The 15,471-nt window shown below is 71.7% G+C and carries 10 protein-coding genes and 1 pseudogene; 5 read left to right on the forward strand and 6 right to left on the reverse strand.

The window, feature by feature from the left end; translation table 11 throughout:
* The 4 genes from EHS43_RS19185 to tmk all read left to right on the forward strand — a co-directional run.
* The coding region (locus EHS43_RS19185; RefSeq protein ID WP_185806308.1) for a septum formation family protein at window positions 1-1,198 on the forward strand (1,198 nt) is incomplete at its 5' end.
* Between the two features lie 309 nt (window positions 1,199-1,507).
* Window positions 1,508-1,705: a hypothetical protein gene (locus EHS43_RS19190; RefSeq protein ID WP_125191998.1), complete on the forward strand. Its 198-nt coding sequence runs from the start codon at window positions 1,508-1,510 to the stop codon at window positions 1,703-1,705.
* Window positions 1,706-1,964: 259 nt separating this feature from the next.
* The gene (gene topA, locus EHS43_RS19195; protein WP_125191999.1) at window positions 1,965-4,793 is read left to right on the forward strand and encodes a type I DNA topoisomerase; all 2,829 of its coding nucleotides are present in this window, start codon (window positions 1,965-1,967) and stop codon (window positions 4,791-4,793) included.
* Between the two features lie 124 nt (window positions 4,794-4,917).
* Window positions 4,918-8,052, forward strand: a complete 3,135-nt coding sequence (gene tmk, locus EHS43_RS19200; protein WP_125192000.1) for a dTMP kinase — start codon at window positions 4,918-4,920, stop codon at window positions 8,050-8,052.
* Window positions 8,053-8,131: 79 nt separating this feature from the next.
* On the opposite strand, the gene EHS43_RS19205 is transcribed toward tmk, so the two are convergent.
* The 5 genes from EHS43_RS19205 to EHS43_RS19225 form a co-directional block, all read right to left on the reverse strand.
* Window positions 8,132-9,064 carry a LysR family transcriptional regulator gene (locus EHS43_RS19205; RefSeq protein WP_125192001.1) on the reverse strand — a complete coding sequence of 311 codons (933 nt, stop codon included), beginning with the start codon at window positions 9,062-9,064 and terminating at the stop codon, window positions 8,132-8,134.
* A 92-nt stretch (window positions 9,065-9,156) separates the two neighbouring features.
* Window positions 9,157-9,369: a formate dehydrogenase subunit delta gene (locus EHS43_RS19210; protein ID WP_260470610.1), complete on the reverse strand. Its 213-nt coding sequence runs from the start codon at window positions 9,367-9,369 to the stop codon at window positions 9,157-9,159.
* Between the two features lies 1 nt (window position 9,370).
* On the reverse strand, window positions 9,371-12,187 hold the full coding sequence (gene fdhF / locus EHS43_RS19215; protein ID WP_125192002.1) for a formate dehydrogenase subunit alpha: 2,817 nt from the start codon (window positions 12,185-12,187) through the stop codon (window positions 9,371-9,373).
* Entirely contained in the window at window positions 12,184-13,797 is a 1,614-nt protein-coding gene (locus tag EHS43_RS19220; RefSeq protein ID WP_125192003.1) for an NADH-quinone oxidoreductase subunit NuoF, read from the reverse strand. Before EHS43_RS19220 ends, fdhF begins: the two co-directional genes overlap by 4 nt.
* A complete protein-coding gene (locus tag EHS43_RS19225) occupies window positions 13,794-14,273 on the reverse strand; it encodes an NAD(P)H-dependent oxidoreductase subunit E (protein ID WP_125192004.1) in 480 nt (159 codons plus the stop codon). The genes EHS43_RS19220 and EHS43_RS19225 overlap by 4 nt, the downstream gene beginning before the upstream one ends.
* Window positions 14,274-14,549: 276 nt before the next feature.
* Here EHS43_RS19225 and EHS43_RS19230 point away from each other — a divergent pair, with 276 nt between their 5' ends.
* Window positions 14,550-15,239 (forward strand): GntR family transcriptional regulator, encoded by a 690-nt coding sequence (locus EHS43_RS19230; RefSeq protein ID WP_125192005.1) that lies wholly within the window; start codon window positions 14,550-14,552, stop codon window positions 15,237-15,239.
* 17 nt (window positions 15,240-15,256) lie between these two features.
* Here the strand turns inward: EHS43_RS19230 and EHS43_RS19235 are convergent.
* Window positions 15,257-15,471 (reverse strand): annotated as a pseudogene (locus EHS43_RS19235) (acyl-CoA dehydrogenase); the annotation flags it as partial.

Here is a 15,471-nt window from a genome sequence, read left to right on the forward strand (position 1 = left end):
GTTCGGACCGTCGGCCGGGGGCTGGGGCGGCCCGGCTGCCGGTGGGCCCCCACCTCCACGGACCCCGACACCGCACACCCCGGTGGGCGCGGCCGACGCCGGGGCCGGTGCGCGGGGTCCGGCCACCCCCGGCCCGGCATCGCCGTACAGCGCGTGGCCGACCGCCGCCGGGCGGGGACCGGCACCGGGCAACCCCTATGCCCAGCAGGCGAGTTCGCCGTACGACGGCGGAGGGGCCCCGGCGCCGTACCCGCAGCCGTACGGCGGTGGGGCGGCCGGTGGACACGGAGGCTCGGGCGGGCCCGGAAGACGTCTCGCCCTCGTCGCGCTCGTCCTCGGCGTGCTCCTCGTCGTGGCGGGCGGCGCGTGGGCAGTCATGTCGCTGACCGGGGACGACGACAAGAAGGACACCGCGACCAAGTCGTCGCCGCGGGCGGGCGCGAGCGCGTCGCAGGGGTCGTCGCCCACCGGGCCCGTGCTGCCGTACGGCGACGTGGTCGGGCTCGACGAGCCCCTGGAGACCGGGGACTGCGTGCAGGCGGTGTGGTCGGGGACGCCGTTCAGGTCGGCGCCCAACCTCGGGGTCGTGGACTGCGCGGACGACTGGCCGGACGGCCAGGTCGTGGCGGTCGACACGGCCACCGACTTCGCCGACGCCGAGGCCCGCGGGGCGAACCGTTGCGCGAGCCTGAGCCGGGCCGTCGTGGACGCGCTGCCGGACGCGGCCGGGTACGCCGTCGTGCCGACCGAGCGGGGCTTCCGCGCGGCGGGCGGCGGTACGGCGTGTCTGGTCCTCGGGCGCCATGCCGCGATCGGCGGTGAGGTGGGCCGTCTCCGGGACCCGGGCACGGACCTGTGGGTCGGTCAGATGAGCGTCGGCGACTGCTGGGTGTACCAGCAGCTCGACGACGGCTACCAGGCTCCCCTCACCGACTGTTCCGAACCGCACACCGACCAGGTGATCGGCACCGTTCCGGCCCCGGACGGAATGAGCCACAAGAAGGGCACCGACAACGCGACCAAGTTGTGCGGCAACAAATTCGAGGCGGCCTGGGCACCTGACCGGGAGCGTCTCGTGTACGGGTGGGTGGCCGACGAGGACGACTGGAAGAAGGGATTCACCAAGATCGTGTGCACGGTCAGCCTGACCGACAACAAGAAATCGACCGGGAAGATACCTCCGCCCGGCGCGGTATGAATCCGGTCGGTTTCCGAGCCGAATCCGCCGCGGTCCCGGTCGCGTATGCGCGGGTCCGGGAGAGAAACGGGCGAGAACGGGACGGGTCCCGACGGGATCCGGACGGGATCCGGACGGGATCCGTGGTCGGCCGGGTCGGCCAGGGGAGGCGAGGGTGCGGCGCTCGGGCGGAGGGCCGGGCGGGACCCGTCCGGGGCCCGCGGTCGGGTCGGCCCGGCGTTAACCCGGGGTTCGTCTGTCCGCCGCCCGCGCGTGCCAGTCTCCATCGCAGGCGCACGCGCGGCCGGGAGAAAAGGGGCGAGGAAGACCATGGAGAGCGGACCGGCGATCTTCGCGGGAACGGTGTTCGCCCTGTTCGGTGGAGGGCTGCTGGCGTGGACCGCGGCCCGGGTACGGCATCGCGAGCCCGTCGCCCATGGTGTGAGTCCCGTCGCATCCGCGACCCTCGCGACGCTCGCCGCGCTCATTGCGCTGGCCCTCGGCGCATGGTGCTTCACCGGCCTCTAGGACGGCACATGGGAGGTCGCCGCGAGCGGTCCGGCCGGTAAGGGGGAGATCACCCTCCGGTTGAGCCCGAAAAGGCCGGTGGGTACTCCGGGCGGCAGGAATGGCGGTAGTCGGGTTACCGTTCGAGTGGCCGTTGCGGGCTTTTCCCGTTTGACACGGGGGCGGGATGTACCGTCACACTCCGCAAGCGTCCGTATGACCCGACCCCGGGAACCAAGGCCTGGGGAGACCCCAGTGTCGACCGGAGAGAAGAGCGAAGTTGTCCCCGACCAGCGAGACCGCACAGGGCGGCCGCCGACTCGTCATCGTCGAGTCGCCTGCCAAGGCGAAGACGATCAAGGGCTATCTCGGCCCCGGATACGTCGTCGAGGCGAGCGTCGGGCACATCCGCGACCTCCCCAACGGCGCCGCGGAGGTGCCCGAGAAGTACACCGGCGAGGTCCGCCGCCTCGGCGTGGACGTCGAGCACGACTTCGAGCCCATCTATGTCGTCAACGCCGACAAGCGGGCCCAGGTCAAGAAGCTCAAGGACCTGCTGAAGGACTCCGACGAGCTCTTCCTCGCCACCGATGAGGACCGCGAGGGCGAGGCCATCGCGTGGCACCTCCAGGAGGTCCTCAAGCCCAAGGTCCCGGTCAAGCGGATGGTCTTCCACGAGATCACCAAGGCCGCGATCCAGGCCGCCGTCGCCAACCCGCGCGAGCTGAACCAGAAGCTGGTCGACGCCCAGGAGACCCGCCGCATCCTCGACCGCCTCTACGGCTACGAGGTCTCGCCGGTCCTGTGGAAGAAGGTCATGCCGCGCCTGTCGGCCGGCCGTGTCCAGTCCGTCGCGACCCGGCTCGTCGTCGAGCGGGAGCGCGAGCGCATCGCGTTCCGCTCCGCCGAGTACTGGGACCTGACGGGCACCTTCGCCACCGGCCGCGCGGGAGACCCCTCGGACCCGTCGTCGCTGGTCGCGCGTCTGCAGACCGTCGACGGCAGGCGGGTCGCGCAGGGCCGCGACTTCGACTCCCTGGGACAGATCAAGAGCGCGAACACCCTCCACCTCGACGAGGCCAACGCCCGCGCGCTGGCCGCCGCGCTGGAGCAGACCCGGTTCGCGGTCCGCTCGGTCGAGTCCAAGCCGTACCGCCGCTCGCCGTACGCCCCGTTCCGTACGACGACCCTCCAGCAGGAGGCCTCGCGCAAGCTCGGCTTCGGCGCGAAGGCCACCATGCAGGTGGCGCAGAAGCTGTACGAGAACGGCTTCATCACCTACATGCGTACGGACTCCACGACCCTGTCGGACACGGCGATCACCGCCGCCCGCGCCCAGGTCACCCAGCTCTACGGCGCCGACTACCTGCCGTCGAGCCCGCGGACGTACGCCGGCAAGGTCAAGAACGCCCAGGAGGCGCACGAGGCGATCCGCCCCTCGGGTGATCGTTTCCGCACGCCCGCCGAGACCGGTCTGACCGGCGACCAGTTCAAGCTCTACGAGCTGATCTGGAAGCGCACGGTCGCCTCGCAGATGAAGGACGCGACCGGCAACAGCGTGACCGTGAAGATCGGTGGCACCGCCGCCGACGGCCGGGACGTCGAGTTCAGCGCCTCCGGCAAGACGATCACCTTCCACGGCTTCCTCAAGGCCTACGTCGAGGGCGCCGACGACCCGAACGCCGAGCTGGACGACCGCGAGCGCCGACTGCCCCAGGTCAGTGAGGGCGACCCGCTGTCCGCCGAGCAGATCACGGTCGACGGGCACGCCACCAAGCCCCCGGCCCGCTACACCGAGGCCAGCCTCGTCAAGGAGCTCGAAGAGCGCGAGATCGGCCGCCCGTCGACGTACGCGTCGATCATCGGCACGATCCTCGACCGCGGCTACGTCTTCAAGAAGGGCACGGCACTCGTGCCGTCCTTCCTCTCCTTCGCCGTGGTCAACCTCCTGGAGAAGCACTTCGGGCGGCTCGTCGACTACGACTTCACCGCCAAGATGGAGGACGACCTCGACCGCATCGCGCGCGGTGAGGCCCAGTCCGTGCCGTGGCTGAAGCGGTTCTACTTCGGCGAGGGCAACGGCATCGGCGGCGCGGCCGAGGCCGGCAACGGCGACGGGGACCACCTCGGCGGCCTCAAGGAGCTGGTGACCGACCTGGGCGCGATCGACGCCCGCGAGGTCTCCTCGTTCCCGGTGGGCAACGACATCGTGCTCAGGGTCGGCCGCTACGGCCCCTACATCGAGCGCGGCGAGAAGGACTCCGAGAACCACCAGCGGGCGGACGTGCCCGAGGACCTGGCGCCGGACGAGCTGTCCGTCGAGCTCGCGGAGGAACTGCTCGCCAAGCCCAGCGGCGACTTCGAGCTGGGCGCCGACCCGGTGACGGGCCATCAGATCATCGCCCGCGACGGCCGCTACGGCCCGTACGTCACCGAGGTGCTGCCCGAGGGCACCCCGAAGACCGGCAAGAACGCCGTGAAGCCGCGTACGGCCTCGCTGTTCAAGTCGATGTCGCTGGACACGGTGACGCTGGACGACGCCCTGAAGCTGATGTCGCTGCCGCGGGTCGTCGGCGCCGACGCCGAGGGCCAGGAGATCACCGCGCAGAACGGCCGCTACGGCCCGTACCTGAAGAAGGGCACGGACTCGCGCTCGCTGCAGACGGAGGAGCAGCTCTTCACGATCACCCTCGAAGAGGCGCTGCAGATCTACTCCCAGCCCAAGCAGCGCGGCCGCGCCGCCGCCAAGCCGCCGCTGAAGGAGCTGGGCACCGACCCGGTCAGCGAGAAGCCGGTGGTGGTCAAGGACGGCCGCTTCGGACCGTACGTGACCGACGGGGAGACCAACGCGACCCTGCGCTCCGGCGACAGCGTCGAGGAGATCACCCCCGAGCGCGGCTTCGAACTGCTCGCCGAGAAGCGGGCCAAGGGGCCCGCCAAGAAGGCGGCGAAGAAGGCGCCCGCCAAGAAGGCCCCGGCCAAGAAGGCGACGGCCGCCAAGAAGACCGCGGCGAAGAAGACCACGACGGCCGCGAAGAAGACGACGGCGAAGAAGACCACCGCCACCGCGAAGAAGGCGGCGGCGTCGAAGGCGGCGTCGGAGGACTGAGTCCGGCGCTGTTCCTCCACCGAGGCTTCGCAATGCGAACGTCCCGGCATCACTTTGGTGTCGGGACGTGCGCACGTCAGGACGGGCCCTCCGGGCTGTCGGTGGCTCCCGATAGGCTGAACGCATGACCCGTGCGGAGCAGCCAACGGCCCCTGAACCGGCCCCCGACGACGCCCTGGCCGCGGACTCCCGCGAGCGCGCCGTCCGCGCCCTGCTGCGCAGGCCCCAGCTCAAACGCCTGTGGAGCGCCCAGCTCGTCGGCGGGATCGGCGACACCCTCGCACTTCTCGTGCTGGTGCTGCTGGCCCTTCAGGCGGCCATTGCCGAGGGCTCATTCAGTGGCGGCTACCGGGGCGCGGCATTCGCAGTGGCGACCGTCTTCGGTACGCGCATCCTGGCGACGCTGCTCTTCGGCGCCGTCCTGCTCGGCCCGCTGACCTCGCTCACCTCGCAGGAGGGGCCGCTCGACCGCCGCTGGACCATGGCCGGCGCGGACGGGGTCAGGCTCGCCCTGCTCATCGTCGCGCCGCTGTGGATCGACTGGATGCCGGCCGACGCCCTCGCGATGCTCCTGGTGACCGTCTTCGTGACCGGCGTCGCCGAGCGCTTCTGGACCGTGTGCCGCGAGAGCGCGGCCCCCGCCCTGCTGCCGGCCCCGCCTCCGGAGGGGGCGACGGTACGACCGCTGCCGGACCACCTGGACGCGCTGCGCCGCCTGTCGCTGCGGACGACCTTCGTGGCGATCCCGCTCGCCGGTGCCGCGCTCGTCGTCGCGGGCCTGCTCAACAACCTGCTGGGCTCCGGCATCGCCTGGTTCGGACAGCACCAGGCGGCCCTCGGGTCGTACGTCGCGGCCGGCATGTTCGCCGCGTCCCTGTCCCTGCTGACCTTCCTGGAACTGCCCGGCACCCGCACCCCCCGCGCGCGTTCGCCGCTGGAGGGACTGCGCCGGCCCAAGACGGGCACCGGCGTCGACAAGGGCCGTACCGGCGCGATCCCGCTGCTTGTGCCGGCCTGCGCCGCCGTCGCCGGGGCGATCGCGGCCGCCGTGGCCGTGGCCGTGCTGCACGCCAGGGACCTGGGCGGCGGCCCGGTGCTGTACGGGCTGATGGTGCTCGCGCTGACCGGCGGCGTAGTCGTCGGTATCCGTACGGCGCCCAGGGTGCTGGTCTCGCTGTCGCGGCGTCGGCTGCTCGCGCTGGCGATCGCCTTCACCGGGGTCGCCCTGCTCGCCGCCGGGCTCGTCCCGGACGTCACCACCGTGCTGCTGATCGACGCGCTGGCCGGTGTCGGCGCGGGCGTGGCCGCCAACACCGGACACACCCTGCTCGACCAGGAGACCGAGGAATACCGGCGGGCCCGGACCACCGAGCATCTGCACGCGGTCGTGCGGGTCGGTGTGGCCTTCGGCGCCCTGGCCGCCCCCGTGGTGGCCGCGGCGATCGGACCGCACCGCCTGGAGAACGGCAAGTTCGTGTTCGCGCACGGCGGTGCCGCGTTCACCCTGATGCTGGTCGGCGCGCTGCTGCTGCCGGTGGCCGCGCTGGTGCTCGCCAAGGTCGACGACCGGTCCGGCGTACCGCTGCGGCACGACCTGCGGGACGCGCTGCTCGGCGGCGACGACCCGGAGACCGTGCCCGCCGGCACCGGGTTCTTCATCGCGCTGGAAGGCGGCGACGGGGCCGGGAAGTCCACCCAGGCCGAGGCGCTCGCCGAGTGGATCAGGGCCAAGGGCCACGAGGTCGTGGTCACGCGCGAGCCGGGGGCGACCCCGGTCGGCAAGCGGCTGCGGTCGATCCTGCTGGACGTGTCGAGCGCCGGGCTCTCGCACCGCGCGGAGGCGCTGCTGTACGCGGCGGACCGCGCGGAGCACGTCGACACCGTGGTCCGGCCCGCCCTGGAGCGCGGCGCGGTCGTGATCTCCGACCGGTACATCGACTCCTCCGTGGCCTACCAGGGTGCCGGGCGCGACCTGTCCCCGACGGAGATCGCCCGCATCAACCGCTGGGCGACGAACGGACTGGTGCCGCATCTGACCGTCCTGCTGGACGTGTCCCCGGAGATCGCCCGCGAGCGGTTCACCGAGGCGCCGGACCGGCTGGAGTCGGAGCCCGCGGAGTTCCACGCGCGCGTGCGGTCCGGGTTCCTCACGCTGGCCGCCGCCGACCCCGGGCGCTACCTGGTCGTGGACGCCGGGCAGGAGCCCGAGGCCGTCACGACCGTCGTACGTCACCGCCTCGACCAGATGCTGCCGCTGTCCGAGCAGGAGATCCGGGAGCAGGAGGAGGCCCGCCGCAAGGCCGAGGAGGAGGCGCGGCGCCGGGCCGAGGAGGAGGCCGCGCGCAAGGCCGAGGAGGAGCGCCTGGAGCGGGAGCGCCAGGAGCAGCTCGCCCGGTTGAAGGCCGAGGAGGAGGAGCGCAAGCGGCGCGAGCTGGAGGAGGCCCAGCGCCGCGAGGCCGAACGCCAGGCGGAGGAGGCCCGGCTGCGGGCCGAGGAAGCGCGCCGGCGGGCCGAGGAGGAGCGGGCACGGCTCCTGGCCGAGGAGAAAGCCCGTGCCGAGGAGGAGGCGCGGCGCAAGGCCCAGCAGGAGGCCGCTCGCAAGCGGGCCGAGGAGGAGGCGCGACTGCGCGCCGAGGCCGAGGAGCGGCGGCTGGAGAAGCAGCGCAAGGCCGAGGAGGCGTTGCTGCGGGCGGAGGAGGCCCGGCGGCTCGCCGAGGCCGCGGCCGCGGCGGCGGAGGAAGGGCCCAAGCAGGCCGCCACTCCGGCGGCGGGGTTGGACGCGGCGACCGTGCCCACGCCCGTGGTGACGCCGACTAACGCGTCGGGCGGGCCGGTGGACGAGACGGCTGTGCTGCCCCGCGTGTCCATGGTGAAGGACGACGAGGAGTCCTCCGGGGCGTCCGGCGAGGCCGCCGACTCCGAGGTGACGGCCGAGCTTCCGCAGCCGCCGGTTCCTTCGGGTGCGGCGGACGAGACGGCGGTGCTGCCGCCGGTTCCTCCTGGTGCCGCCGACGAGACGGCGGTGCTGCCGCCGGTTCCTCCTGGTGCCGCCGACGAGACGGCGGTGCTGCCGCCCGTGCCTCCGGCGCCGGGGGAGGGCCCCTCGGACCGGGTGCCGCGAGGGTACTTCCGGGACGAGGAGCGCACCCGGGAGCTGCCGCAGGTCGACGAGCAGGGGACGCCTCGGCGCAGGAGCCGGTCGGACTGGGCCGGGGAGACTCCGCTGGACGATCTGCCGTCGCTGGCACAGACTTCCTGACTGATCGAGAGCAGGTGACAAGCCGACCCGGGGTCCACGCCAGGGTGCGCACTCGCCGAGTCCAGAGCCGTCGGCCGGCTCAGCGCACTCGGTGTTCGGGGGGCAGGGGGCGGGCGAAGAAGTCGTCCAGGGAGAGGCTCGTCGCCGCGTTGACGAATGCCCGGGCGGCGACCGAGCCGGGGGTCGCCGCGTGGATGGCCACCGAGACCTGGGCGCCGGCCTCGGGGTCGACCAGGGGCACCGCCCGGGTGCGACCGACCACCGGCATCGCCCTCAGCCAGGTGTGCGGGACGATGCTCGCCCAGCCGCCGCCCCCCACGTGCGCGTAGAGGGAGGCGATGGAGTCCGTCTCGACCTGCGGGGTGACCACGTACCCCTTCTCCGCGAACACGGTGTCGACGATCTGCCGGATCCGCATGTCCGGTGTCAGCAGCGCGAGCGGCAGCTGGGCCGCGTCCGCCCAGGAGACCGTGGCGGACTGGGCCACCAGCTGGTCGTCGGAGACCAGGAGCATGTACCTCTCCTGGTAGAGCGGGACGACCTGGAGGCCCTCCTGGTCGTCCGGGTCGAAGTGGGCGATGGCCACGTCGAGTTCGTAGTCACGGAGCTGACGGTGGAGTTCCTTCGTGGACAGTCTGGAGCGGACCTGGACCTTGGCCAGCGGGTGCGCCGCGCAGAAGGCGGCCACGGGAAGGGCGAGGGTCGTCGACGCGGTGGGGTCCGTGCCCAGCCGCAGGGTGCCGCTGATGCCGGACTGCACGGCGGCCACCTCCGCCTTGAAGGCGTCCTGTTCGGCGAGGATCCGCTTGGCCCAGACGACGAGCCGCTCGCCCTCCGGGGTGAGGCCCTGGTAGTTGTGGCCGCGGTTGATCAGCGTGACGTTGAGCTCGCGCTCCAGCTTGGCGATGGCCGCCGAGAGCGCGGGCTGGGAGACATAGCAGGACTCCGCCGCCCGGGCGAAGTGCCGCTCCCTCGCCACCGCCACGAAGTACTCCAGCTGCCGGAACAGCATGTGCGGCTCCTCCCTGCCCTGGGATCACTGGGGATCACTGACTCCATACTGTATGCAGTGTGGGCCTATGTACAGGGAGGAGACGGCACACGTCAGCTCAGGAGCTTCACCGCGGCCACCACCAGGGGGTCGAGGCCGTCCGCTCCGGCGCCGGCGAACTCGTGCAGACGCGTCCGCATACGCGGGTCCCAGAACTTGCCGATGTGTCCCGCGATCGCCTCCGCGGCCTCCTCCCCCGGCAGATGGCCGAGGTTCCTGGCGATGTCGTTGGCCATCCTGCACTCGGCCGGCACGGTCCCCGCCATCTCAGTCCACCACCGTCACGAGATCGTTCCCGGTCGTCCCGGCCTCGCCGGACCGGTCCGGGCGGGCGAGCGCGACCTGCACGGCGGTCACCTTGTACTCGGGGCAGTTGGTCGCCCAGTCGGAGTTCTCCGTGGTCACCACGTTGGCACCGGTCACGGGGTGGTGGAACGTGGTGTACACGACCCCGGTCGGCATCCGGTCGGAGATCTCCGCACGCAGGGTGGTCTGTCCGACGCGGCTGGCCAGGGTGACCATGTCACCGTCGTTGATGCCCCGGACCTCCGCGTCGTGCGGGTGCAGCTCCAGGATGTCCTCGGGGTGCCAGGCGACGTTGCCGGTACGGCGGGTCTGGGCGCCGACGTTGTACTGGCTGAGGATGCGGCCCGTGGTGAGGACCAGCGGGAAGCGCCGGGTGCTGCGCTCGGTCGTCGGCACGTAGGAGGTGACGACGAACCTGCCCTTGCCGCGCACGAATTCGTCCACGTGCATGATGGGCGTGCCCTCGGGCGCCGCCTCGTTGCACGGCCACTGGACGCTGCCGAGCTTGTCGAGGAGGTCGAAGGAGACCCCGGTGAAGGTCGGCGTGACCGAGGCGATCTCGTCCATGATCTGGCCGGGATGGTCGTACGACATCTCGTAGCCCATGGCGGTGGCGATCTCGCTGACGATCTGCCACTCGTGCTTGCCGGTCTTGGGCTTCATCACCGAGCGCACGCGGTTGATGCGGCGTTCGGCGTTGGTGAAGGTGCCGTCCTTCTCCAGGAAGGACGCGCCTGGCAGGAAGACATGGGCGAACTTCGCCGTCTCGTTGAGGAACAGGTCCTGGACGACGACGAGTTCCATCGCCTCCAGCGCGGCGGTGACGTGCCCCAGGTTGGGGTCGGACTGGGCGATGTCCTCGCCGTGCACGAACAGGCCGCGGAAGGTGCCGTCGATGGCCGCGTCGAACATGTTGGGGATGCGAAGTCCCGGTTCGGCGAGGAGGGTTCCGCCCCACAGGTTCTCGAAGACGGTACGGACCGCGTCGTCCGAGACGTGCCGGTAGCCGGGGAGTTCGTGCGGGAAGGACCCCATGTCGCAGGAGCCCTGCACGTTGTTCTGGCCGCGCAGCGGGTTCACGCCGACACCGTCGCGACCGATGTTGCCGCACGCCATCGCGAGGTTGGCCATTCCCATGACCATGGTGGATCCCTGGCTGTGCTCGGTGACGCCGAGGCCGTAGTAGATGGCCCCGTTGGGCGCGGTCGCGTACAGCCGGGCCGCGGCGCGGAGTTCGGCCGCCGCGACGCCGGTGATCTCCTCGACGGCCTCCGGGCTGTTCTCCGGGCGGGCGACGAAATCGGCCCACTCGTCGAAGCCTTCGCAGCGCTGGTCCACGAAGGACCGGTCGACCAGGTTCTCGGTGACCACCACGTGGGCCATGGCGTTGACGACGGCGACGTTGGTGCTGGGCCGCAGCTGGAGGTGGTGCCGGGCCTCGATGTGGGGGGAGCGCACGAGGTCGATGCGGCGCGGGTCGACGACGATCAGCTCGGCTCCCTCGCGCAGGCGTCGCTTCATCCGGGAGGCGAACACCGGGTGCCCGTCGGTGGGGTTGGCGCCGATCACCATGATGACGTCGGCCTCGGCGACCGAGCGGAAGTCCTGGGTACCGGCGGACTCGCCGAAGGTCTGCTTGAGCCCGTATCCCGTCGGGGAGTGGCAGACGCGGGCGCAGGTGTCGACGTTGTTGTTGCCGAAGGCCGCGCGGACCATCTTCTGTACGACGTAGACCTCTTCGTTGGTGCACCGCGAGGAGGTGATGGCGCCGATCGCGCCGGCTCCGTGGCGGTCCTGGATCTCGCGCATGCGGCGGGCGACCATGCCGATCGCCTCGTCCCACTCGACCTCGCGCCAGGGGTCGGTGATCCGCTCGCGGACCATGGGCCTGAGCCGGCGGTCGGGGTGGGTGGCGTAGCCGAAGGCGAAGCGGCCCTTGACGCAGGAGTGGCCCTCGTTGGCGCCGCCGTCCTTGTGGGGGACCATGCGCACGAGTTCGTCGCCGCGCAGTTCGGCCTTGAAGGAGCAACCGACCCCGCAGTAGGCGCAGGTGGTCACAACGGACCTGGTGGGCATGCCGAGTTCGACGACCGAGCGTTCCTGGAGCGTGGAGGTGGGGCAGGCCTGGACGCACGCTCCGCAGGACACGCACTCGGAGTCCATGAAGGACTCCCCCGCGCCCGGGGAGACCTTGGAGTCGAAGCCGCGTCCCTCGATGGTCAGGGCGAAGGTGCCCTGGACCTCGCCGCAGGCGCGGACGCAGCGGGAGCAGGCGATGCACTTGGACGGGTCGAAGTCGAAGTAGGGGTTGGAGGTGTCCTTCTCGGCGTCGAGGTGGTTCTCGCCCTCGTAGCCGTACCGGACCTGCCTGAGGCCCACCACGCCTGCCATGTCCTGGAGTTCGCAGTCGCCGTTGGCCGGGCAGGTCAGGCAGTCCAGGGGATGGTCGGAGATGTAGAGCTCCATCACGCCCTGGCGCAGCTTCTCGACCTTCGGGGTCTGGGTGCTGACCCTCATGCCGTCGGCGCACGGGGTGGTGCAGGAGGCCGGGGTGCCGCGCCGGCCGTCGATCTCGACCACGCACAACCGGCAGGAGCCGAAGGCCTCCAGACTGTCGGTGGCGCACAACTTCGGTATGTCGACGCCTGCTTGGGCCGCGGCGCGCATCACCGAGGTGCCCTCGGGGACGGTCACCGGCAGGCCGTCCACCTCCACGGACACCGTGGCCGGGCCGGGCCGCTCGGGGGTTCCGAAGTCGGGTTCCTTGAGGAGTGTCATGCCGTGCCCTCCGTCTTCGGGCCAGTCGCCTGTACGGGGTGGATGTCCAGGAGTCGACGGCCGCCGAGGAAGTCGTCGGGGAAGTGCGTGAGGGCGCTGCGCACGGGCAGCGGGGTGAGCCCGCCCATCGCGCACAGCGAGCCCTCGGTCATCAGGTCGCAGAGGTCTTCGAGCAGGGCGAGGTTCTCCTCGCGGTGGGTGCCGGCGACGATCTTGTCGATCACCTCGACGCCGCGCACCGCGCCGACCCGGCAGGGTGTGCACTTGCCGCAGGACTCCTCGGCGCAGAACTCCATCGCGAAGCGGGCCTGGGCGGCCATGTCCACGCTGTCGTCGAACACGACCACGCCACCGTGGCCGACCATCGCGCCGGCGGCCGCGAACGCCTCGTAGTCCATGGGCAGATCGAACATCGACTCCGGCAGATAGGCCCCGAGGGGGCCGCCGACCTGTGCGGTGCGCACCGGGCGCCCCGAGTGCGTGCCGCCGCCGTACTCCTCGATGAGTTCACGCAGGGTGATGCCGAAGGCGGTCTCGACGATGCCGCCGTGGGCGATGTTGCCGCCGAGCTGGAAGACCTGGGTGCCTCGGGAGCGTTCGACGCCCAGTTGCTCGTACGCCTTCGCGCCCCCGGCCATGACGACGGGCACGGTGGCGAGGGTGAGGACGTTGTTCACCACCGTCGGCTTGCCGAACAGGCCCTCGATCGCGGGGATCGGCGGTTTCGCGCGGACCATGCCGCGCTTGCCCTCCAGGCTCTCCAGCATGGAGGTCTCCTCGCCGCAGATGTACGCGCCGGCGCCGACGCGGACGTGCAGGTCGAAGTCGAGGGCGGAGCCGAGGATGTTCCGGCCGAGCCAGCCGTGCTCGCGCGCGATGCCGATCGCCCGGCGCATCGTGGCCACGGCGTCCGGGTATTCCGAGCGGATGTACAGGTAGCCCTCGCTCGCTCCGACCGCGTGCGCGGCGATGGTCATGCCCTCGATGAGCATGAACGGGTCGCCCTCCATGACCATGCGGTCGGCGAAGGTCCCGCTGTCGCCCTCGTCGGCGTTGCAGCAGACGAACTTCAGCTCGTCGGCGCACTCCAGCACGGTCTTCCACTTGACGCCTGCCGGGAATCCGGCGCCGCCGCGGCCGCGCAGTCCGGACGCGGTGACCTCGGCGACCACGTCCGCGGGCGCCAGCTCCAGTGCGGCGCGCAGGCCGGCGAGGCCGCCGTGGGCCTCGTAGTCCTCGGTGGACAGGGGGTCGGTCACACCGACCCTGGCGAAGGTGACGCGGTTCTGGCGTGCCAGCCAGGGCAGTTCGTCGACGATGCCGAGCCGCAGCGGATGGTCCCCGCCGTCGAGCAGGCCGGCGGCGAGGAGTCCCTCGACGTCCTCGGGGGCCACCGGGCCGTAGCCGACGCGCCCTTGGGGGGTCACCACCTCGACCAGGGGTTCCAGCCACAGCATGCCGCGCGATCCGTTGCGTACGACGTCCAGTGCGAAGTCGCCGCGGCCTGACGCCTGTCGGAGGGCCTGTGCGACCTCGTCGGCGCCGACGGACCTGGCCGCGGAGTCGCGGGGGACGTAGACGGTGGCCGCGGAGTGCGAGGGGTTGTTCATGAGGAGACCGTCCCGTCGAGGATCGAGCCCAGGCGTGCGGGGCCGACCCTGCCGTAGAGCCGTCCGTTCGCCTCGACGGTGGGACCGAGCGCGCAGTTGCCGAGGCAGAAGACCTGCTCGACGGTGACCGAGCCGTCCGCCGTGGTCTCCCCCAGCCGCAGTCCCGACTCGCTCGCGTAGCGCACCAGTTGGTCGGCGCCCAGCGCCTGGCAGGCCTCGGCGCGGCAGATGCGCACGGTGGTGCGGCCCGCGGGCTCGCGACGGAAGTCGTGGTAGAAGGTCACGACTCCGTGGACGTCCGCCCGGGAGAGGTTGAGCTCCTCGGCGAGCACCGGCACGGCCTCCTGCGGCACATGGCCCAACTCGGCCTGGACGGCGTGCAGTACGGGCAGCAGCGCACCGCGCTCGCCGCGATGACGGGCCACCACCCCCCGGACCACGCTCTCGACCGTCCCGTCATTCCCGCTGGTCGTCATGATCGCTTCGCCTTCCGTCACGCGGGTCCCCGGCGAGGGATGCAGGAGACTTCGACAATACTCCATACAGACTTCTGTATACACAACCCTCCCGCACGGGAGGGCGGACACCCGAACGACGACGACATGTGCGCCCACCAGGGCCGAACTGAAGTCGCCGCCCGCCATGTTGCATACCAAAACCTGTATGCTGGCGCGGCCGTCGGCGATTCTCCGCACGGCCCTCCACCTGGCAGAACCGCCGCCCGGAGATCCCGGCGGCAGAACGGGACAACCATGCGCGAGGCACTCACGGCCGCAGCGTCCCGGCGCGTCACCCGCCCGGCACCGCTGCGCCAGGCCGTGTACGACGCCCTGACCGAGCTGATCATCAACGGCTCCCTCAAGCCCGGCCAGCATCTGGTCGAGGCCGAGCTCGCCGAACACCTCGGTGTCAGCCGCCAGCCGGTGCGCGAGGCCCTCCAGCGGCTCCAGACCGCGGGCTGGGTGGATCTGCGGCCGGCCCAGGGGGCCTTCGTCCACTCCCCCACGGAGGAGGAGGCCGCGCAGCTCCTCGGCGTCCGGTCGGTCCTGGAGACCTACTCGGCCCAGCTCGCCGCCAAGAACGCGGGGCCCGAGGACATCACCCGCCTCGACGAGCTCCAGCTGGAAGGCATCGCCGCCCTCGCCGACGGTGACGCGGAGCGACTGGTCTCCGCCAACACCGCGCTGCACGACTTCATCACCGCGGTCGCCGACAACGCCGTACTGGCCGAACTCATCGCCCAGGTCGGCCAGAAGGTCCGCTGGTACTACACGCCCATCGCCAAGCCCCGTGGCAAGGAGGCGTGGAACGAGCACACCCAGCTCATCAGGGCCATCGCCAAGGGTGACGCGGAGCAGGCGGGCGAGGTGATGCGCAAGCACACCGAGCGCACGACCGACTTCTACCGCAGGCAGATCGCGGCCGGGGCGAACCGGGGCTGACGTCCGGCCGGGCACGGTCAGGACGCGGCGAGGGAGCCGGCGGGGCGGCGGGCGCCCCCGGATTCGAGGGCCGGGTCGAGGCCCGGGTCCAGGGCCGGGGCGAGGACCGGTGGGCGGCGGGTCCCTGCGGCGGCCCGGAGTTCGAGGAGCCACGGCAGGACCGTGCTCAGCACGATGTCGCGTCCGGCGCCGTCCGCCCCGAGCATCGCCTCCGCGGGCACCAGCACCGGGT

Origin of the sequence: Streptomyces sp. RP5T (assembly GCF_003933965.1) — a bacterium.
Classification (GTDB): Bacteria; Actinomycetota; Actinomycetes; order Streptomycetales; family Streptomycetaceae; genus Streptomyces.